This window comes from Actinoplanes sp. NPDC051861 (genome assembly GCF_040681145.1).
Taxonomy (GTDB): domain Bacteria; phylum Actinomycetota; class Actinomycetes; order Mycobacteriales; family Micromonosporaceae; genus Actinoplanes.
Map to the genome: position 1 here is coordinate 530,999 of NZ_JBFAYE010000003.1, position 19,892 is coordinate 550,890.

Genomic DNA, 19,892 nt, shown 5'->3' on the forward strand with positions numbered 1-19,892 from the left:
GAGCGGGGCGCAACTCCACACGTGTACGGGTGGCGGTGGTTGTGTGTTGAGTTGGGGTGCGGAGGGGGGCGCAAGTCAACACACGGGGGGTGGGGAGTGGGGGTGCAACGGGGGTGAGTGGTGGGAGCCGGGCCTGGTGCCTTCGGGTGGCGGCGGGGCGGCTTGGATTCGGCGGTGTGGGGCGTTTACTCCGTACTGGAAAGGGGTTTGAAGTTGCCGCAAGGGAAAGTCGCGACAGTGCCCCAGGATGGGATGACCACCCGGCAGCGGCGGCGGCAGGCTGTGTTCGCCGTGCACACCGGGCCGGGGAAGGGTAAGTCGACGGCTGCGTTCGGGATGGCGCTGCGCGCGTGGAGTGCGGGGTGGCCGATCGGGGTGTTCCAGTTCGTGAAGTCGCAGAAGTGGAAGGTGGGCGAGGAGGCGGCGCTGAAGGCGCTGAACAGCCCGGAGACGCCGGTCACCTGGCACAAGATGGGTGAGGGATGGTCCTGGATCCAGCGGCCTGGCAGTGAGCGGGACCATGCCGCCGAGGCCGCGGAGGGATGGGCGCAGATCAAGCGGGACCTGGCCGCGGAGAGTTACAAGTTCTACGTGCTGGACGAGTTCACCTATCCGATGAAGTGGGGCTGGGTGGACGTCGCCGACGTGATCGAGACGCTGAACGGCAGGCCGGGTACGCAGCACGTGGTGATCACCGGGCGGGACGCGCATCCGGATCTGATCGCCGCGGCGGATCTGGTGACCGAGATGACCAAGGTGAAGCACCCGATGGACGCCGGGCGTAAGGGGCAGCAGGGCATCGAATGGTAGGCAGGGTGGTGATCGCGGCGCCGGCCTCCGGGCACGGTAAGACGACCGTCGCTACAGGGCTGCTGGCGGCGTTCGCGCGGCGCGGGGTGAGGGTGGCGCCGTTCAAGGTGGGGCCGGACTACATCGATCCGGGTTATCACGCGCTCGCCGCCGGGCGGCCCGGCCGCAACCTGGACCCGGTGATGGTCGGTGAGGAGCTGATCGGGCCGCTGTTCGCGCACGGGGCGGCCGGTGCCGAGCTGGCGGTCGTCGAAGGGGTGATGGGCCTCTACGACGGGCGGACCGGTGCCGGGGAGACCGGGTCGACAGCGCAGGTGGCACGGCTGCTCGGCGCGCCGGTGATCCTGGTGGTGGACGCGGCCGCGCAGGGCCGGTCGATCGCTGCGGTGGTGCACGGGTTCCGCAGCTTCGGCGACGTGCGGATGGCCGGGGTGATCCTCAACCGGGTCGGCTCGGACCGGCACGAGGCGATCCTGCGGGAGGCGTGCGAGGAAGTGGGTACGCCGGTGCTGGGAGCGCTGCGGCGGGCGGACGCGGTGGCGGCGCCGTCGCGGCATCTCGGGCTGGTGCCGGCGGTTGAGCGGCGTGCCGAGGCGGAGGAGTCGGTGGCGGCGCTCGCCGATCTGATCGCGGCGTCGGTGGATCTTGCGGCGGTCGAGGCGATTGCCCGGTCGGCGCCGCCGCTCTCGTCCGCTGCCTGGAGTCCCTCTGTTTCGGCGCCGGTCGCCGGCCGGCCGGTCGTGGCTCTGGCGGGGGGACCCGCGTTCTCGTTCTCCTATGCGGAGACCTCGGAGCTGCTGACCGCCGCGGGCGCTGACGTCGTGATCGTCGACCCGTTGCGTGACGAGAAGCTGCCGGACGGTGCCCGTGCGCTGGTGGTCGGTGGCGGGTTCCCGGAGGTGTACGCGGCCGAGCTGTCGGCGAACGTGCCGCTGCGGGATGCGGTGGCGTCGTTCGCCGGGCCGATCGTCGCGGAGTGCGCGGGGCTGCTGTGGCTGTGCCGGACCCTCGACGGAGCCCCGATGTGCGGCGTGCTGGACGCGGACGCGGCCATGACGCCGACGCTGACCCTGGGGTACCGGGACGCGGTGGCGCTGACCGACAGCCCGGCCGGGCCGGCCGGGATGCGGGTCACCGGGCACGAGTTCCACCGGACGACGGTGCATCCGCGCTCGGGGCTGCTGCTGTCGCCGGCGGGCGGTGCGGCGTGGGCGTGGCGCGGTGCGGACCCGGAGGGGTTCGCGACTTCGCGGCTGCACGCGTCCTACCTGCATCTGCACTGGGCGGGTGTGCCCGGATTGGCGTACCGCCTTGTCTCGTCGTTGGGGTGAGGTGGCGGTGGGTTTCGGGGCCCGGCCGTCCGCATCCGTGAGTGGCCCGGTCCACGCCGCGCTGGCCGCGGCCGGGCTCACCTCCTCTGACGTCACGGTGCTGGCGACCATCGACCGGCGCCTTCCGTTGGCGGCGGCGCTTGCCTCGGCCTCGGGCTGGCGTGTCGCTGCCTTCTCCGCCGCTTCACTGGCGGAGCAGCCCGTGACCGATATTTCGGGTATTTCGGGATTTGTGGCGGCCGCCGTCGGGACACCGAGTGTTGCCGAGGCGGCCGCACTGCTCGCGGCCGGGCGATTTTCTCGACTTATCATGCCGAAGACGGTTTTCTCCGGTGTGACGGTCGCGATCGCCGTTACTTGATCGTCGGCCATTCGTGGACGGGGATGTTCTCGTGCATCAGCGGCAGGTAGCGGCGCAGCATCTCGTGCAGCGCCTGCTGCCGGTCCTGCCCCTGCGCCTCCAGCGCGTGCAGCGTGTCCACCTGCCAGGACGCGCCGTTGCGGTGCAGCAGGCAGCGTTGCTCGACGATGCCGAGCAGCCGGTCTCGCTGTGCCGGGCTGACACCCCACAGGTCCAGCCCGTCGGCGGCCTGTGAGAGCAGCCGGCGCAGCACCAGCTCGGTGACCGGCAGGGTGCCGTGGCCGGGCCAGAACACGCTCGCGTCGATGCCGTGCCGGGCGCAGTTGTGGAAGTTCTCCTCGGCCGCCCGGAAGCTCATCTGGCTCCACAGGGGGCGTTCCGCCTCGGCGAGGGTGCGTACCAGCCCGTAGTAGAACGCGGCGTTGGCGATGGTGTCGGCGACCGTCGGGCCGGCCGGGAGCACGCGGTTCTCCACCCGCAGGTGCGGGCGGCCGTTGACCACGGCGTAGATCGGGCGGTTCCACCGGTACACCGTGCCGTTGTGCAGTCTCAGCTCGCTGAGCTCGGGGATGTCGCCGCGCTCCAGGATGTCGGCCGGATCGTTCTCGTCGCAGATCGGCAGCAGGGCCGGGAAGTAGCGGACGTTCTCCTCGAACAGGTCGAAGACGCTGGTGATCCAGCGCTCGCCGAACCACACCCGTGGCCGGACGCCCTGCGCCTGGATCTCCTCCGAGCGGGTGTCGGTGGCCTGCTCGAACAGCGGGATCCGGGTCTCTCGCCACAGCTCACGTCCCAGCAGCAGCGGTGAGTTGGCGCCCAGTGCCAGCTGGATGCCGGCCGCGATCTGCGAGGCGTTCCAGTACGCGGCGAACTGGGCCGGGCTGGTCTGCAGGTGGAACTGGGTGCTCGTGCAGGCGGCCTCGGGTGCGATGCTGTCGGTCGTCACCGCGAGCCGGTCCACCCCGTCGATGCGGATGTCCAGGTCCTCGCCGCGGGCGGCGAAGATCTGCTCGTTGAGCAGCTGGTAGCGCGGGTTCACGGTGAGCGCCTCGCCGGTGAGGTGCTCGCGGCGCAGCGTCGGCAGGATGCCGATCGTGACCATGTGCGTCCCGGCCGTGCGCGCCTGCCGCTCGGCGTGGTTCAGGCTGGCGCGCAGACTGCGCTCCAGCTCGGCGAAGTCGTCGCCGGCCAGCCGCCGCGGAGGCAGGTTGATCTCGATGTTGAACTGGCCCAGCTCGGTCTGGAAGTCCGGATCGGCGATCGCGCCCAGCACCTCCGCGTTGCGCATCGCCGGATCGGCGTTGTCGTCGATCAGGTTGAGCTCGATCTCCATGCCGGTGAGTGGCCTTTCGAACTCGAAACGGGACTCCCGCAGCATCGTCGCGAAGACGTCCAGACTGCGCCGGATCTTCTGCCGGTACCTGGTCCGGTCCTCACGGGTGAAGTTGGTCTGCTCGACTTTCTCGCCCACCGCGCACCACCTCTCGAGCCGTCAGTGACGGAGGAGATCGCGCGGCGCCGTGAGCGGGATCCCCTCGGCCATATGATGACGGCTGTCCTTCGCGGTTCCCATCGCGCCGACCGTCCATTCTCGCCAGATGGGCAACGGGCTGTGTACGTCGAACATGGACGGGGGGCTTTACCCGGCGGAATGACCTTCTACGCCTCGGCTGTCATCGCAGCACCGCCGCCAGCACCGCCCCGATGATCGTCACGCCCGCGGCGGCCTGCAGCAACAGTGCCGGGCCGATGTGCGACCAGCGGGTCGGGATGCGCGGGGTGAGCGGCTGCATCGTGGTCAGGTTCACCACCTGCATCATCTTCACCGGAAGCGTGTGATCGGCCTGCGGCTGGGTGCGCAGCTGGACCAAGTCGCCGCGGTGCAGGGCGGACTGCGGCAGCTGCCCGTGCATCTCCACCTCGTAGGTCTGGCCGAGGTCGTCGCGCAGGCGTACCGGCGTCACCAGGAACTCCGGGCCCTTGCGCAACTCCTTGAGGGTGCGCCGGGCCGGATTCATCCGCAGCAGCGAGGCGATCATCTGTGCGACGCCGGCCGCCACGAACACGGCCATGGCGAGCGGCCGCCCTACCTGGACCTCCCGCGTGTACGAGGCCTGGAAGCCGAGGAATCGGCCGGTGATGATCGGACTGACATGCCGGAGGATTCGCTCGCGGTGCAGTTCGGTGTCGTCCATGGGGGGTCACCTCCTGGAAGTTTCTTCATGCTACGGAGAGAAAGCATGTATGCACCGTGAGTGAATATCCCTCTTCGGGTCACGGCTGACGGCGGTTTCCGCCGAATCCCCGGAACGTCCCACTGATCTGCGGAAACTCGCCCGGCGGATACCCCCTTCAGGGTGAACTTGACTACGGGGCGCGTGGATGGGGGCGAGACCAGTGGCGTCGACGAAGGCGTACGTGAAACCCGAGAGCTTGCTGGCGCGCACCGCCCGGAAGATGGTCGAGGCGCACGGGGGAGGGCTCGGCCCGCACGACGGGATCACGGAGTGCCCGGCCTGTGGGGAGATGCTGCCGTGTCGTACGGGGCAGGCCGCGATCGAGGTTCTGGAGGCGGCCGGGCTCGCGGAGAGTTCGGGGCTGGTGGCGGCGGGGCGGCCGGCTTATGTGGCGCCGGCGTCGGAGTCGTTGTTCCCGTCCGGGGTTCCGGGGGAGTCGTCGCCGGGGGATTCGGCGGTTCCGTTCCCGGCTGGGTCGTCGGCTGCGTTGTTCCCGTCCGGGTCCTCGTCGGTGTCGGGGTCGGTGTCGTCTTCGGGGTCGGGTCGGGGTCGGATTCCGTTCGAGGAGGCGATTTCGCGGGCTTCGGCTGGGGGGTCGTTCACTGAGGCTCTGCTTTCGTCCCGGGAATCGGAGTCGGCGTCTGCTGAGCCGGTGCCGCCTTGGGCTGTGCCGGAGGTGTCCAGGTCTCGGCATCGGGCTGACGACGATGACTCGGTGGGGGTGGGGGATCGGTTCCCGCCGGATGCGGCTGGTGCGGTGGTTGGCGGGTTCGTGTCTGCGGCCGGTGGGTCGGTGCCTGCGGTTGGCGGGTTCGTGTCTGCGGCTGGTGGGTCGGTGCCTGCGGCTGGTGGGACCGTGCCTGCGGCTGGTGGGACCGTGCCTGCGGCGTCCGGTGCGATTCCGTTGCCGCCGCTTCCGGACAGTGGGCCGGGTGGGATTCCGTTGCCGCCGCTTCCGCCTCTTCCCGGTGACAGTGACCGGCAGGCTCAGGGTGTGCCGGCGGGGTCGTCGGTGCCCCCGTGTGAGATACCCGAAGAGGCTTCCGGCGGGCAGGCCTGGCCGCCGCGTGTCTCCGGCCCTTCCGCGGAGACGCAAACGTCCGGCGCTGCCGTCGCGGGCGCCGCAACTGGATCGGGGATCTCCGGTGGTGCTGGTTTGTCTGCTGCTCCTGCTGGCGCTGACGGTCCTCTCGCGGTTCCTGAGGTCGCCGGGACTGGTTTTTCCGCAGTTGGCGGTGTTTCCGCGGCGGTCGGTGTTTCCTCTTCTGGCGGCAACTTGCCCGGTGGCGGAATTTCCGATATGTCGGGTGCTGCGGGTGAGTCCGGCGGGGTGCCGTGGGACGGTGGCGGCCCGTTCGGTGCGCGTGCCGTGGGAAGCGGCGACGCCGGATCGCCGGACGGTGCCGGGCGGGGCGCCGGCGGGCCGGGCGCCGCTGGGCCGGGCGCCGCTGGGCCGGGCGCCGGCGGGCCGGGCGCCGCCGGGTCGCAGGGGGAGGCCTGGCCACCTCGTTCCGGCGGGGGTGGTGTCGGTTCGCCGGACAGCGTGGTGACCTTCGGTTCGACCGCTCAGTCTTGGCCGCCGCCGATTCCGGGTAGTGCGATGACACCCGGCCAGCCCTGGCCACCCTCCTCGGGGGCCGGCGAGCAGGGCCAGCCGTGGGGGACCGGCGAGCCTGCCGGTCCAGCGGCGCCCGGCGCGCCTGGTGGGATCGGCGGGCCCGGCGCACCCGGCGCACCCGGTGGGCCCGGCGGAGTTGGCGTTCCCGGTGGGCCCGGCGGAGTTGGCGTTCCCGGTGGGCCTGGCGGGCCCGGCGGGATTGGCGCGTCCGGTGTGCCTGGTGTGCCCGGCGGGGTGGGTGCGTCCGGTGTGCCCAACCCGGCTTGGCCTCCGCCGGATCCCGCTACGGTCGTCCAGCCGGGGAGTGTGATGCCGCCCGGGTCCGCGGGGCAGTGGGGGCAAGGTTCCCCTGAGGCTCAGCCGCCGCCGTGGCAGTCCGCGCAGGCCGGCGCAGGTGCGGCTCCCGGCTCGCAGAACTTCGGTCAGCCGCCGAACGGTCCGGGGGCGCCGTCCTCAGGTCACGGTCCCGGTAACGCCGTGCCGGCTGCGAGTCAGCCGCCGAGCGGTTCGGGACTTCCCAACGCGATGCCCGGGTCGGGCCACCTTCCGGCTGGGCCGGGACAGCCCCCGGCCGGCTCGCATCCCGGGACGCCGGCCGCTGCCGGGCCGTTCCCTGGTATGCCGCCTGCACCCGGCGCGGTGCCGGGTATGCCGCCTGCGCCCGGCGCGGTGCCGGGTATGCCGCCTGCGCCCGGTCCGCTGCCGGGGATGCCTCCCGCCGCCGGTGCACAAACCGGCATGTCGGGTATGCCGCCTGCCTTGGGTCAGCCGGGCATGACGGCACCTGCTCCCGGGTCGCTGGATGACATCGATGCGTTGATGCGGCAGCCGATGTCCTACAGCCAGCAGAACAGCCCGCTCGACGCGCCTCGCTTTCCGCGGTCGGCTCGGGCCGGCGGGGAGGGTGGTCAGGTTCGGGCTTCGGAGATCATCATGGGGACGCCGCCCCAGCCTCCGAACGGTGCGCCGCAGATTCCGCCGCCTGATACGACCTCGGCCGTACTTCCGTCAGTCGCGATGCTTGCCCAGACCGCGGAGGGTGGGCAGCCGCCGGCCGTGCTGCGACCGCCACTACAGGCGCCGGACATGGGTCAGCCCGGCGCCCCGGGTCAGCCGGGTGATGCCAGTCCGGGTGGTGCGCCGGGTCAGGTTGGCGGAGCCGGTCAGGGTGGTGGGCATGGCCAGGTCGGAGCAGGTCAGGGTGGTGGGCTCGGCCAGCAGGGTGGAGCAGGCCAGGGGACTGCGCGGCCGCCTTTGCAGGCGCCGGACATGGGGCAGCACAACGCCGCTAGGCCGCCGTTGCAGGCGCCCGACATGGGGCAGCACAACGCGGCTGCCCCGCAGGCTGCCGGTGCTGCTCAGCGACCGCGGCTGCAAGCTCCGGACATGGGCCAGCACAACCCGGCGCGCCCGCCGCTGCAGGCGCCGGACATGGGCCAGCACAACCCGGCCGGCGCGGCACCGGCCACCGCGCCCCCGGCACCCGGCCCAGCACCCGGCCCGGCACCCGGCCCGGCACCCGGGACAGCACCCGGGGCGGGCCAGGGGGCGACTCAGGCCGGGCCACCGATGAACGAGGCGGACGCGCCTTCCGGGCTTCCCGGGCGGGCGGCTGCCCCGCCCGCTGGGCCGAGGCCGGAGCGGCCGGCCGCGCCCGAGGTGCTGGAGGATCCCGCGAATGCGCCGAGTGGTCTGCCCCCGCGCCGGAACGCGCAGGGATGACCCCTCGGGGCCAAGACACGAGCGCACGTACGGCGGATGGTGTTTGGGCCTTTCAGCAAAGGGGCAGTAGCGTCCCGATGACTGGGCGCCCGCGGACGCGGTGCTGCCCGGAAAGGGATGCCATGCCCTCGCGGAGTCCGATCAGTGAACCGGCCGAGCACACTCTCGAGGATCTCGACGCGGCGGCGGGCGCCTATGCGCGGCGCCGGAGCGGTGCGTCGCCGAGCGAGGCGGACGCGATCCGTGAAAATCTGGTGCGCTACTGCCTGCCGTTCGCCGGTCGTCTCGCGCGGCGGTACCGGGGGCGCGGTGAGTATCTGGAGGATCTGGAGCAGGTCGCCCGGCTGGGCCTGGTCAAGGCCGTGGATCGGTACGACCCGGAGCGTGGATCTTTCACGGCGTACGCGGTCATCACCATCTCCGGTGAGTTGAAGCGGCACTTCCGCGACCGCACCTGGGGTGTGCACGTGCCCCGCCGGGTGCAGGATCTGAGCCTCGAGGTCGGGCACGCGTCGATGGTGCTGACCAGCATGCTGGCGCGAAAGCCGACCACCGCCGAGCTCGCCGACCAGCTCGGGGTGACCGAGCAGGCCGTGCTGGAGGCTGTCGAGTCGGCCGCCGGATACTCCCCGGCCTCGCTGAACGCGCCGGTGGCCGGGGACGGCGCGATGGAGTTCGGCGACCTGATCGGCGACGTGGACGACGAGCTGGAGGCGGTGACCGACAAGCTCACGGTGACCGAGCTGCTGCTGCGCCTTCCGGCGAGGGAGCGCCGCATGCTGGCGATGCGTTTCTACGGCAACCGTACGCAAGCCGAGATCGCCACCGAGCTCGGCATCTCCCAGATGCACGTCTCCAGGCTGCTCAGCCGAGCGCTGACCTGGCTGCGTGAGGCCATGCTCTCCGACGTCCCGCCGCGCTGGGACGGCGCCGAGGCGCAGGCGCGGCACGGCATGCAGGTCTCGGTGACGCGTGACGGGTCGTCGCTGACGGTGCGGGTGCGTGGCGAGGTCGACCGGGACACCGCCGAGCGGCTGGGCGCCGGGCTGCGGCACGCCGTCGGTACGCCCGGGGTGTCGGCCGTCGTCGTGGACATGTCCGGTGTGCCGCTGATCGACGCCGCGGGCGTGGCGGTGCTGGTGGAGGCCCTGCAGCTGGCCGCTTCCCGGGATGTCGGGTTCGGGGTCGCGGGCGCGCAGCCGTACGTTGCAAGGATCTTGGCCGTCTCCGGCCTGGCCGGAGTCCTCCGCAAAGCGTGACCGGGGACGGCGCGGGGTTCACCGTCGCAAGGCGGCCCAGACCACCTTGCCGTCGTGGGACGGCAGCCAGCCCCAGTTCGCCGCGACCGAGCTGACCAGCAGCAATCCCCGCCCGCGGGCCGGACTCGCCGGCGGCGGCGGCTTCATCTCGACCGGCTCACCCGGTGCCCCGTCCCGGACGGCGATGTTCAGGTGACGCGGGCGCAGTGACAACCGCAGCGTCATCATCGTGCGGGCGTGGTCCACGACGTTGGCCACCAGCTCGGTCACGATCAGGCTGGCCGGCGCGACCAGGCCGGGCAGGTCCCAGCGCAGGCAGACCTCGGTGGCCACGTTGCGGGCGTGCCGGGTGGACCCGGAGACCGGCAGCAGCTCCTCGCTGATCGCGGGCATGGTCAGGCGGCTGTCGCGCAGATGGTCGCGGGCGCGGGCCAGGGTGTCGAAGAGTGGCATCCGCTGGTACGCACCGGTGACCAGGTGTTCCCGGGTCGCCGGCGGCGGCGCGCAGAGCAGGACGGGAGTGCCGGGCCAGCGGGCGGCCTGATGCAGCACCGCGGTGAACACCGCGAGCGCGAGCGGCTGTTCCACGTCGAGCCCGGAGAGGTCGATCAGCAGTGCGCCGGGCTGCTCGGCCAGGCACTTGAGCAGCGTCTCGCGCATCGGCGCGGCGTCGGCCAGCCGTAGCCGCCCGGTCACGGCGACAGTCGTGATGGCGCCGTCACCGTGAACCACACACCGCACCGTCATCGCAGCCGCCCTTCCGAGCCGCCCGGATACCCCCGGAAGGGGCCGGGGAAACGTCAGGCCGTCTCCATGACGACGATGGCCCCGTCGCCGCCGCCGACTCCGCCGTCCCGTCGCCGCAGCGGGGTGCAGGCCACGCGGATGGTCACCGCCCGCCCGCGCCGGTTGACCGCGTCGAGCTGGATCTCGGCGGAGACCCCGTCGGGCCCGAGCGCGCCGCGCAGCAGCGGCCGGAGCCCGTCGATGGGCAGCCCGATGTCCAGGTTGAGGAAGTGCTGGCCGATCGCCTCGCTGGAGCGCAGGCCCCAGAGGTCCTCGGCGTGCCGGTTCCACATCCGGATCCGCAGGTCCGGGTCGACCACGGCGACACCGGCCTGGAGGCTGGTCAGCACGGTCTCCAGGAAGACGTTCGCCTCGTCGAGCTGGCCGGTGCTGATCCGCAGCTGGTCGTTGATGCTCTGCAGTTCGTCGTTGGTGGACTGGAGCTCCTCGTTCATCGTCTCCAGTTCCTCGTTGGTCGACTGGAGCTCCTCGTTGGTGGTCTCCAGCTCCTCGACCGTCGACTGCAGTTCCTCGTTGGTGGTCTCCAGTTCCTCGTTGGTGGACTGGAGTTCCTCGTACGCCGCCTCGAGCTGCTGGTTGGCGTGTTCCAGGTCGTCCTGCAGCCGGCGTGCGGAGGTGACGTCGTGGAAGATCAGGTTCACGCCGAGGAGGCTGCCGTCGGCGCCGCTGAGCGGGCTGATCTGGACCTCGAGGTACGTCACCTCGGTGCCTCGGTGGTACTCGACGTCGCTGACCCGCAGCGTGCGGCGTTCCAGCTGGGCCTGTTCGATGAAGCGGCGCAGCTCGACCGGGCGATAGGAGACCTCCAGGTCGCGGAACGGGCGGCCGATGTCGCGGGAGGAGACGCCGAACAGCTTCTCCAGCTGCCGGTTGGAGAGCGCGACGAGGCCGTCGGAGGTGAGCGAGAGCTGCGCGAGCGGACTGGCCGCGAAGACCTCGTTGCGCAGCTCGTCGAGACCGGTGACGCCGCTTCCGGCGGACGGCGGGGGATCGGCGAACGTGACGCCGGGCGGCGCGTACAGGCGGGGGACCCGGCGGAAGACCCGGCGCTTGAGGTCGATCGGCGTGAACAGGCTCGCGTGGCTGAGCAGCATCTCGGCCTTGCCGAGGAAGAGCACGCCGGTCTCGGAGAGCGCGAAGTGGAACCGGCTGAGGATCTTCGCCTGGGTCTCGGCGTTGAAGTACATCAGCGTGTTGCGGCACGTGAGCAGGTCGATGCGGGAGATCGGGGCGTCCTGCACCAGGTCGTTGCGGCCGAAGATCACCGAGCGGCGGAGGTCCTTGCGGAAGGTCCAGCGCCCGTTGACGGTCTCGAAGTAGCGCTCCAGCAGGTCGGGGTCGAGGCTCTGTGTCTCGCGTTCGCCGTACGTCGCCTGCCTCGCCTCGTTGAGCTGCTCCTCGTCGACGTCGGTCGCGTAGATCTTGACCCGGTCCTTGAACTGGTCCACGCCGATCAGCTCGGCGAGTGCCATGGCCAGGGTGTAGGCCTCCTCGCCGGACGCGCACCCCGCGGACCAGATGCGGATGAGGGAGCCGGCCGGTTTCGACGCCACCATCGGCTCCAGGACCTCGGTCCGCAGGTAGTCCCAGGCGTCGGCGTCCCGGAAGAACGCCGTCACGTTGATCAGGATGGTGTTGAAGAGCGCGGTGAACTCGTCGGGGTGGACCTGGAGATAGTCCAGGTACTCCAGGTAGTCGCCCATCTCGACCTGGGTCATCCGGCGGCTGACCCGGCGCATGAGGCTGGACCGCTTGTAACCGGTGAAATCGAAGCCGCGCGACTCTTTCAGATAGAGCAGCAGTGCCTCGAAGTGCGGGTCAGTCGCTTGCACGAACTGGAACGCTACCGCACGTCACGCCGGTGCGGTCGCGCCGGACGGCGGGGTTTCACCCGATGCCGCGGACGAGCCGAGCCGGGCGATCAGACGCCGGATCGTGTCGCCGGCCGTCTCCGCGTCCTCGGCCATGGCCTTGAACCGGTCGGCGCCGCCCTCCAGGGACCGGCCCGCGGCCATCCGCCGGCTCAGCGCCGCCTTCTCCTCGAGCGAGCGCAGCGCCATCCAGAGCGCGCTCTCCAGGGTGACGGCCTGTTCGTCGAGCAGGCTCTCCGGCGACCAGGCGTGCCCGACCCGGCACCGGAACCGGGGCAGCGGCCGGTCCTCGACGAGGAACAGGCTGCCGCCGCAGTCCGGGCAGCCGTAGCCGGCGGGCAGGGCGAACTCGTCGGTGTGCAGCGGGGCCAGGCCGGACATCGCCACCTCCGCGTCGAGAATCGGATCCACCATGGAGTTCGGCCCCTCCGGCAGTGGCCTGGCGGCGATCTCCGCCAGCAGGCCGCCCAGCTTGGCGGAGGGAACCACGTGATCGGGCACCACCCGCGCCATGGCGGCCCGGGGCATCCAGGGGCAGAGCGCGTCGTCCGGGTCCTGCACCACGGCCAGCCCGCCGGCGGCGGTGATCGCGGCGAGCCCCGCCGCGCCGTCGTCGCGCGAGCCGGAGAGCACGACGCCGACCGTCCGGCGTCCCGCGACCCGGGCGACCGAACGGAACAGCGGGTCGATCGCCGGCCGGTGGCCGTTCTCGGAGGGCCCTCGGGTCAGCCGGAGCCGCCCGTCGAGGACCAGCAGATGGTGGTCGGCGGGGGCCACGTAGATCCGGCCGGCGGCGAGCGGCTCACCGTCCTCGGCGGCGCCCGCCGGCAGGGAGCCGCTGCGCCGGAGGATGTGCGGCAGCGCGCTGGGTGCGGACGGGGGCACGTGCAGGACGACCAGGATCGAGCCCGGATAGTCGGTGGGGAGCCCGGCGGCCAGCGCTCGCAGTGCCTCCACCCCACCCGCGGACGCGCCGACGGCGACCAGGTCGCGGTACTCGGGTTCCGGGGGCTCGGTCACACGGCGGCTCCGGTGGTGAGTTGACTCCACACCACCTTACCGTCGGTGACCGGCAGAACGCCCCAGGCGTCGGTCAGGTCGTGCACCAGGCGAAGACCGCGACCACCCGCGTCGGTGACGGTGGGGTCGAGGCGGCGGGGCATCCGGCGGCTGCCGTCACGCACCGCGACGGTGAGCCGGCCGTCGCGCAGGGCCAGGGTGAACTCCATCGTGGTGTGGGCGTGGCGCACCACGTTCGCCACCAGCTCGGTGGCGACCAGGGCGACGGTCGAGCTGACGTCGGCGCGGTGCCAGCCCGCGCAGGTCTGCGCGACCAGGGTACGGACCTGACGGCAGGCTTCCGGCACCGGGCGTAATCGGACTCGGATCTCTCGGCCGGCCGGCTGGGCGTACGCCTCGGCGCGCGCGGTGGAGCAGCTCGCGGCCAGTTCGAGGCCGGTGCAACCGGGCGTCTCGGCGAGCGCCCGCCGGACCGCCTCGTCGGCACCGCAGATCACGATCGGGACGGCCGGGAACTCCTCGGCCTGGCAGACGACGGAGCCGAGCACGGTGAGTGCGAGCGGGTCGGCGACCCGCAGCCGGGTGACGTCCAGCAGCAGTTTGGCCGGCTGCACCGAGAGACTGCGCCGTACGGCCGTTCCGAGCGCGTCGCCGGTGAGCTTGTCCAGGGTGCCGCTTATCGTCAGCACCGCCACGGGGAGGTCCTGTTCCGGCCGGCAGACCAGCTGGCTCGGCATGCGCCTCCCTTCGGCGTCGACGAGCAGAGGCGTGGGACGACCAGTGAGGTGCCCCCGTATCCGCCCCGGCAAACGTGCGTACCGTGGGGAGTCCGTCACCAGACCCGGGACAAAATGAAGTACCGTTGCGCGCCATGGGTGTGTCGCAGCGGCTGAAGAGCCGGTTCCGCAAGTTTCTCCAGCGTCCGGGCGCGACGGTGGATCTCGGGCCGCTGTCGAAGCGGCTCCCGGCGATCGAGGAGCGTGAGGACGCGCTCAAGGAGCGGGACGACGCTGCGCTGACCGAGGCCGCGCGCGAGGCGAACGACTACGTCGAGATCTGCGCGATCGGCCGTGAGGCGGCCCGGCGCGCGATCGGCCAGAGGCCTTACGACGTGCAGCTCCTCGGTGCCATGTCACTGCTCGACAAGCGCGTCGCGGAGATGGCCACCGGTGAGGGCAAGACGCTCACCGCCACGATCGCGGCATACGGGCACACCCGCCTCGGCCACGGACCGGTGCACGTCCTCACCGTCAATGACTATCTCGCCAAGCGCGACGCCGAGTGGATGGAGCCGATCTACACGCTCCTCGGCCTCACGGTGGGCTCGGTGACCGAGGCCTCCACCCCGGAAGAGCGCCGGGAGGCGTACGAGGCGGACGTCACCTACGTCTCGGTGAGCGAGGCCGGCTTCGACTACCTCCGCGACCAGCTCGTCACCGACGTCGCCGACCGGGTCCAGCGCGATCTGGCCACCGCGATCGTCGACGAGGCCGACTCGATCCTGATCGACGAGGCCCGCGTGCCGATGGTCCTCGCGGGCAGCACCTCCACCGAGAGCGACCCGGTGCACGAGGCCGCCGCGCTGATGCGGACCCTGCGCAAGGGCAAGCACTACGAGGTGGCCGAGGACGGCCGCAGCGTGGCCTTCACCGACGACGGCCTCAAGTACCTGGAGGAGGAGCTCGGCGGCATCGACCTGTACGCCGACGACCAGGTCGAGCACCTGTCCGCGGTGAACGTGGCCCTGCACGCGCACGCCCTGCTGCGCCGCGACGTCGACTACATCGTCCGCAACGGCTCGGTCGAGCTGATCGACGAGATGCGCGGCCGGGTGGCACAGCGACGCCGCTGGCCGGACGGTCTGCAGGCGGCCGTGGAGGCCAAGGAGGGCCTGTCCGCCACCGCCGAGGGCGAGGTGCTGGACACGATCACGGTTCAGGCGTACATCGCGCTGTACAAGACGGTCTGCGGCATGACCGCGACCGCGGTGCACGTCGGCGAGCAGCTCCGGGAGTACTTCAAGCTCGAGGTGGCGGTCATCCCGCCGAACACGCCGAACATCCGTGAGGACGACCCGGACCGGATCTACTCCGCGCACGAGACCCGCGACGAGGCGCTGGTCGAGGAGATCAAGATCGCGCACGAGTCGGGCCGCCCGGTGCTGATCGGCACGCTGGACGTGAAGGCCTCCGAGCTGCTGGCCCGGCAGCTGGCCGACGCCGGTGTCTCCGCCAACGTGCTGAACGCGAAGAACGACGCCGAGGAAGCGGTGATCATCGCGGAGGCGGGCGCGCTCGGCGCCGTCACCGTCTCCACCCAGATGGCCGGCCGCGGTGTCGACATCCGCCTGGGCGGCAGCGACGAGAAGGACCGCGACGCGGTCGTCGAGCTCGGCGGGCTGTACGTGATCGGCGCCGGCCGCCACGACAGCCGCCGCGTCGACGACCAGCTCCGCGGCCGGGCCGGCCGGCAGGGCGACCCGGGCCGCTCGGTGTTCTTCGTGAGCCTCGAGGACGAGCTGGTCACCCGGCACGCCGGTGACATCATCCCGGCCTCGCCGCGGATGGACATCGACGGTGTCGTGCACGACCCGCAGGTCGACTACGCGGTCGAGCACGCCCAGCGGGTCGCCGAGGGCGTGAACCACGAGATCCACCGCAACACCTGGCGGTACAGCGTGGTGATCGAGCAGCAGCGCCTGCTGCTGGCCGAGCGCCGGGAGCGCCTGCTGACCTCCGAGGTCGCGGCGATCATGCTGCTGGAGAAGTCGTCGGAGAAGGCCAAGGAGACCGACGAGGACATCCTGTCCGACGCGGCCCGGGCGATCGCGCTCTACCACCTGGACCGGCTCTGGGCCGACCACCTGGCGTTCCTGTCCGAGGTCCGCGAGGGCGTGCACCTGCGGGCGCTCGGCAAGCTCGACCCGCTCGACGAGTTCCACCGTGCCGCCGTCCCGGCGTTCCAGGAGCTGCTGACCAAGGTCGAGGCCCGGACCATCGAGACGTTCGACGAGGTGGACCTGACCGACGGCTGGGAGCCGGACCGCGCGGAGATCGTGCGGCCCAGCGCCACCTGGACCTACCTGGTCCACGACAACCCGTTCGGCTCCGAGCTGGACCGGCTCATCGCGGCCGTCGGCCGCCGCCTCACGTCGGGCGGCTGATCTCCCAGGAATCGCGGAGATGGCGGGGCCTGGCGGCTCCGCCATCTCCGGTAGTGCTGTATCTCTCTCGCCGGCGGCCACCCGCGGCGAGTCGCGCTCGCCGGCGGGCCCACCCGCGGCGAGCAGCGTGCGCGCGGTCTTCGACAGCGTGCCGCCCCGTCGCTGGTGAGGTTCCCCGGCGGCCCTGAAGCGCGGCATCGTCTCTTCACCCAGGTCTGCCACGCACGTTCGGCAATCTTTAATGAGGCTGACAGAAAACGTTCCCGGAATGCATTTGTGTGACCGAGAACAATATGGAACGTCTTTCCCACACTGTGGTTGGCGACTTGACCGCCCAACCGGCGGTTCGGAAATATCGTCCCCGCTTTACGCACAGTGATCAGTCGTATTCGCTTGCCGCAGCAAATTCTGGGGGATGCATCAATGCCGGTCAGCGCATTGTCGCCGCGTGCCGATCGCCGTTCTGCCGGGCCGGGCCGAGGCTCCGGACGGCGTGCCGCCGAGCCGGCGCTGACCGTGACGCTCGCCATTCCACTCACCGGGGACGCGGTGTCTCCACAGGCTCACCGGCTGCTGGCGGCGGTCCGGGAACTGGTGGAGTTGAGCCGCGGCACGGTCACCGTCGAGCAGGCGCCCGCCGCCGACGTCCCGGAGGCCGCTGAGCCGCCCCTGGAGGGCCCGGAGGTGCGTTTGCTCCTCGGGTCCCGGCAGGCGCTCCTGGACGGCGCGGCGCTGCCTCTGACACGGCTGGAGTTCGATCTGCTGCTCTATCTGGCCGAGCGGCCGCGCCGGGTCTTCACCCGGTCCCAGTTGCTCACGGCGGTGTGGGGTTATGAGCGGGCCGGTGAGCGCACCGTTGACGTGCATGTCCGGCGCCTGCGGCTCAAGCTGGGCAACACCCTTCCGCTGATCACCACGGTCTACGGAGTGGGCTACCGCCTGGCCGACGACGCCCGCGTCACGATCATGCCCCACGACTGACGCCGCGGCCCGCAGCGCCGCGGCCTGCGACGCGCGGCTTGCGGCTTGCGGCGAGATCTTGGCGAGTTTGGGTCCGCATATGGGCGCAACTCTCCAAGATCTCGGGAAAAGTCGGCCGCGCGAGCAGCGAGCGTGGGTGGGCCGCAGCCCACGGGCAAGGAGCGTGGGCGCGTGGGTGACCACGAGCCAAGATCGCGGGTGGGCGCGCGGCGACTAGAGTGCACCCGTGCAGGTTCGCCCGATCTCCTTCGACCTCCTCGTCGAGGACCTGGCCGACCGCCTCGCGAGTCGGGAATCCGACAGAAGGCTGCGAGTCGCCGTCGACGGCCCACCGGCCGCCGCCCCGGACCGGCTGGCCGACGCGCTCGTGGATCCGCTCCGGGTCCGTGGCCGCCCGGCCGTCCGCGTCGACACCAGGGACTTCCTGCGCCCCGCCTCGCTGCGCCTGGAGTTCGGGCGGACCAACCCGGACTCTTTCTACACCGGCTGGTTCGACGAGGCCGGGCTGATCCGCGAAGTGCTGTCCCCGGCGGGCCCGAACGGCTCCGGCCGGATCCTGCTGCGGCTCTGGGACCCGGCCGTCGACCGCGCCGCCCGCGAGCCCTACCGTGACCTCCCCGGCGACGCGATTGTGCTGGTCAGCGGCCCGCTGCTCCTCGGTTCCGGTCTGGATTTCGACTTCACCGTCCATCTTGAGCTCTCCGCCGCCGCACTCGAGCGGCGTACCGGGCAGGACGAGCGCTGGACCTTACCGGCGTACCGGCGCTACACCGACGAGGTGGCCCCGGAAACCTTCGCTGACGTGGTCGTACGCCTCGACGACCCGAAGCGCCCGGCCCTGGTCGAGACCGGCCGGTGACGACCGGCACAAAGACCCGCATGCCGAGTCCGTGGCGGAACTGACCACTGACAGTTATGCTCCGGTTACTTTTTCGCGGGGGGTCCCGTTTGGGATCTCCAGTGGTGGGTATCGACCGGCGCTACATGGCGAGCCGGACCGGGACGAGGGTGACCCGGGCGATGCCCACCGGCTGGGGCTGAGTGAAGGGCAGGGGGACTGCATGCTCGTCAACGGAGCGGTTGTTACGGGTAAGGGCGCGAGCACGGCGAAGGTGCGCTCGGCCGATGAGATCGACCAGATCCGGACACTCCTCCGGAGCCGGTTCGAGGAGCTCAACACCGAGTACGAGGAGGCGGTCGCGCAGAACCACCGGCTGCGCCTCGTGGAGATCGGCGACGCGGCCGGCGACGACCAGGCGGACAGCGGTTCCAAGACCGCCGAGCGCGACGCGGCGACGTCGCTGATCAAGACGCTGCTCGACCGGCGCACGCAGGCGGAGCACGCCATCCAGCGCCTGGACGACGGGACTTACGGCAACTGCGAGGGCTGCCACAACCCGATCCCGGTGGAGCGGCTCGAGGTCTTCCCGTCCGCCACCTCGTGCGTGAACTGCAAGTCGGTCCGCGAGCGCCGGGCCAGCTGATCGGCCGCACCCGGGGTTCGCGGCGGCGAGCCCCGGGAAAGGACCAGCGATGGGCACTGTGAAGGTCGGCACCGCCTCGTGGACGGACAAGACCCTGCTCGCCTCCGGCTGGTACCCGCCGGGCGCGGACACCCCGGAGAAGCGCCTGGCGCACTACGCGAAGCACTTCCCGGTGGTCGAGGTCGACGCCACCTACTACGGCCCGCCGAACGAGCAGACCGCGAAGCTGTGGGCCGATCGCACACCGGACGGCTTCACCTTCGACATCAAGGCGTTCAGCCTGCTGACCGGGCATCCGACGAAGGTGTCGGCGCTCTACAAGGACCTCCGGCCGGAGACCGGCAAGGCCAACGTCTACCCACCGGACCTCGAGCCGCAAGCGTACGAACAGGTGTGGACCCGCTTCCTGAGCGCGCTGGACCCCCTCGCCGGGGCCGGCAAGCTGGGGGTGCTGCTCTTCCAGTTCCCGCCGTGGTTCGGCATCCGCAGGTCCAACAAGGAGTACCTGCTCGAGGTCGTCGCCCGCTGCAGGCCGTTGCGGCCGGTCTTCGAGTTCCGCAACGCGTCGTGGTTCGACGGCGGCAACCGCGACGAGACCCTCGACTTCCTGCGGGCGCACAGGCTCGCCTATGTCTGCGTCGACATGCCGCAGGGCCACAAGTCCTCGGTGCCGCCGCTCCCGGTCGCCACCGCGGACATTGCCGTGGTGCGATTTCACGGGCACAGCGACAAGTGGACGAGCAAGAACATCCACGAGAAGTTCGGTTATCGCTATTCCGACGCCGAACTCGCGGAATGGGCGCCGAAACTGCGATCGCTGGCGAGCGAGGCGAACGTCACACATGCGTTGATGAACAACTGTTACTCGGATTATGCGCAGCGGAATGCTTCGACACTCATCGACTTACTCGGCGACGCTGCGGCACCTGCGGCATACGCGTGACTTCAAGGCATCTCGGTGTGACCGGCCGCCCGCCCCGGTCCGCCCAGCACAGCGCCGCACCGGCGCCGAGATCTCCGACCAGGTGCTCCGTCGCGCTGCGGCTCGCCGGGCGGATGCTGCGCTTTCCGGCATACTGCGCGGCGGCCCTCCGCGCCGCCCTCGACGGTGCGCCGCACCCCGTCGCTGACCTGCCCCTCGACGACGACGAGGACCGCCTCGTGCCGGCCCGGCGCCTGCTCACCGAAGGTCTCGTGGTGCCCGCGCCGAGCGGGTTACCGTGACCCC

General features: G+C 71.2%; 19 protein-coding genes. 11 read left to right on the forward strand and 8 right to left on the reverse strand.

Annotation, left to right across the window (positions count from 1 at the left end):
- The first annotated feature begins 213 nt into the window (after nt 1-213).
- From cobO to AB0M02_RS13235, 3 genes are read left to right on the forward strand one after another with little or no spacing between them, the layout of a single operon-like run.
- Nucleotides 214-810, forward strand: a complete 597-nt coding sequence (cobO, locus tag AB0M02_RS13225; protein ID WP_364225537.1) for a cob(I)yrinic acid a,c-diamide adenosyltransferase — start codon at nt 214-216, stop codon at nt 808-810.
- Nucleotides 804-2,141: a cobyrinate a,c-diamide synthase gene (locus tag AB0M02_RS13230; RefSeq protein WP_364225540.1), complete on the forward strand. Its 1,338-nt coding sequence runs from the start codon at nt 804-806 to the stop codon at nt 2,139-2,141. The genes cobO and AB0M02_RS13230 overlap by 7 nt, the downstream gene beginning before the upstream one ends.
- 7 nt (nt 2,142-2,148) lie before the next feature.
- Nucleotides 2,149-2,502 (forward strand): cobalamin biosynthesis protein, encoded by a 354-nt coding sequence (locus tag AB0M02_RS13235; protein ID WP_364226068.1) that lies wholly within the window; start codon nt 2,149-2,151, stop codon nt 2,500-2,502.
- Here AB0M02_RS13235 and AB0M02_RS13240 read toward each other — a convergent pair.
- The 4 genes from AB0M02_RS13240 to AB0M02_RS13255 all read right to left on the reverse strand — a co-directional run bounded on the left by AB0M02_RS13240 (nt 2,495) and on the right by AB0M02_RS13255 (nt 7,638).
- On the reverse strand, nt 2,495-3,973 hold the full coding sequence (locus AB0M02_RS13240) for a glutamate--cysteine ligase (RefSeq protein ID WP_364225542.1): 1,479 nt from the start codon (nt 3,971-3,973) through the stop codon (nt 2,495-2,497). The genes AB0M02_RS13235 and AB0M02_RS13240 overlap by 8 nt on opposite strands.
- Nucleotides 3,974-4,175: 202 nt before the next feature.
- Nucleotides 4,176-4,697 (reverse strand): hypothetical protein, encoded by a 522-nt coding sequence (locus AB0M02_RS13245; protein WP_364225545.1) that lies wholly within the window; start codon nt 4,695-4,697, stop codon nt 4,176-4,178.
- A gap of 426 nt (nt 4,698-5,123) precedes the next feature.
- On the reverse strand, nt 5,124-5,342 hold the full coding sequence (locus tag AB0M02_RS13250; RefSeq protein ID WP_364225547.1) for a hypothetical protein: 219 nt from the start codon (nt 5,340-5,342) through the stop codon (nt 5,124-5,126).
- Nucleotides 5,343-7,428: 2,086 nt separating this feature from the next.
- Nucleotides 7,429-7,638, reverse strand: coding sequence for a hypothetical protein (locus AB0M02_RS13255; RefSeq protein ID WP_364225549.1), 210 nt, complete (start codon nt 7,636-7,638; stop codon nt 7,429-7,431).
- A 105-nt stretch (nt 7,639-7,743) separates the two neighbouring features.
- Between AB0M02_RS13255 and AB0M02_RS13260 the strand changes: the two genes are divergently transcribed.
- Together AB0M02_RS13260 and AB0M02_RS13265 are read left to right on the forward strand one after the other, a co-directional pair.
- Nucleotides 7,744-8,079: a hypothetical protein gene (locus AB0M02_RS13260; RefSeq protein WP_364225552.1), complete on the forward strand. Its 336-nt coding sequence runs from the start codon at nt 7,744-7,746 to the stop codon at nt 8,077-8,079.
- Nucleotides 8,080-8,201: 122 nt separating this feature from the next.
- Entirely contained in the window at nt 8,202-9,338 is a 1,137-nt protein-coding gene (locus AB0M02_RS13265) for a SigB/SigF/SigG family RNA polymerase sigma factor (protein WP_364225555.1), read from the forward strand.
- Nucleotides 9,339-9,356: 18 nt separating this feature from the next.
- On the opposite strand, the gene AB0M02_RS13270 is transcribed toward AB0M02_RS13265, so the two are convergent.
- The 4 genes from AB0M02_RS13270 to AB0M02_RS13285 form a co-directional block, all read right to left on the reverse strand.
- Nucleotides 9,357-10,070, reverse strand: coding sequence for an ATP-binding protein (locus tag AB0M02_RS13270; protein WP_364225557.1), 714 nt, complete (start codon nt 10,068-10,070; stop codon nt 9,357-9,359).
- Between the two features lie 68 nt (nt 10,071-10,138).
- Nucleotides 10,139-11,977: a CheR family methyltransferase gene (locus AB0M02_RS13275; protein WP_364225560.1), complete on the reverse strand. Its 1,839-nt coding sequence runs from the start codon at nt 11,975-11,977 to the stop codon at nt 10,139-10,141.
- Between the two features lie 21 nt (nt 11,978-11,998).
- Nucleotides 11,999-13,036: a chemotaxis protein CheB gene (locus AB0M02_RS13280; RefSeq protein ID WP_364225563.1), complete on the reverse strand. Its 1,038-nt coding sequence runs from the start codon at nt 13,034-13,036 to the stop codon at nt 11,999-12,001.
- A complete protein-coding gene (locus AB0M02_RS13285) occupies nt 13,033-13,773 on the reverse strand; it encodes an ATP-binding protein (RefSeq protein WP_364225566.1) in 741 nt (246 codons plus the stop codon). The genes AB0M02_RS13280 and AB0M02_RS13285 overlap by 4 nt, the downstream gene beginning before the upstream one ends.
- A gap of 134 nt (nt 13,774-13,907) precedes the next feature.
- Between AB0M02_RS13285 and secA2 the strand changes: the two genes are divergently transcribed.
- The 6 genes from secA2 to AB0M02_RS13315 all read left to right on the forward strand — a co-directional run bounded on the left by secA2 (nt 13,908) and on the right by AB0M02_RS13315 (nt 19,888).
- Nucleotides 13,908-16,199 carry an accessory Sec system translocase SecA2 gene (gene secA2 / locus AB0M02_RS13290; protein ID WP_364225569.1) on the forward strand — a complete coding sequence of 764 codons (2,292 nt, stop codon included), beginning with the start codon at nt 13,908-13,910 and terminating at the stop codon, nt 16,197-16,199.
- A gap of 423 nt (nt 16,200-16,622) precedes the next feature.
- The gene (locus tag AB0M02_RS13295) at nt 16,623-17,180 is read left to right on the forward strand and encodes a winged helix-turn-helix domain-containing protein (protein WP_364225572.1); all 558 of its coding nucleotides are present in this window, start codon (nt 16,623-16,625) and stop codon (nt 17,178-17,180) included.
- Between the two features lie 226 nt (nt 17,181-17,406).
- Nucleotides 17,407-18,039 carry a uridine kinase gene (locus AB0M02_RS13300; protein ID WP_364225575.1) on the forward strand — a complete coding sequence of 211 codons (633 nt, stop codon included), beginning with the start codon at nt 17,407-17,409 and terminating at the stop codon, nt 18,037-18,039.
- Nucleotides 18,040-18,241: 202 nt separating this feature from the next.
- On the forward strand, nt 18,242-18,664 hold the full coding sequence (locus AB0M02_RS13305; protein ID WP_364225578.1) for a TraR/DksA C4-type zinc finger protein: 423 nt from the start codon (nt 18,242-18,244) through the stop codon (nt 18,662-18,664).
- 49 nt (nt 18,665-18,713) lie between these two features.
- Nucleotides 18,714-19,607, forward strand: coding sequence for a DUF72 domain-containing protein (locus AB0M02_RS13310; protein WP_364225581.1), 894 nt, complete (start codon nt 18,714-18,716; stop codon nt 19,605-19,607).
- A gap of 17 nt (nt 19,608-19,624) precedes the next feature.
- Nucleotides 19,625-19,888, forward strand: coding sequence for a hypothetical protein (locus tag AB0M02_RS13315; RefSeq protein WP_364225583.1), 264 nt, complete (start codon nt 19,625-19,627; stop codon nt 19,886-19,888).
- Nucleotides 19,889-19,892: the final 4 nt, after the last annotated feature.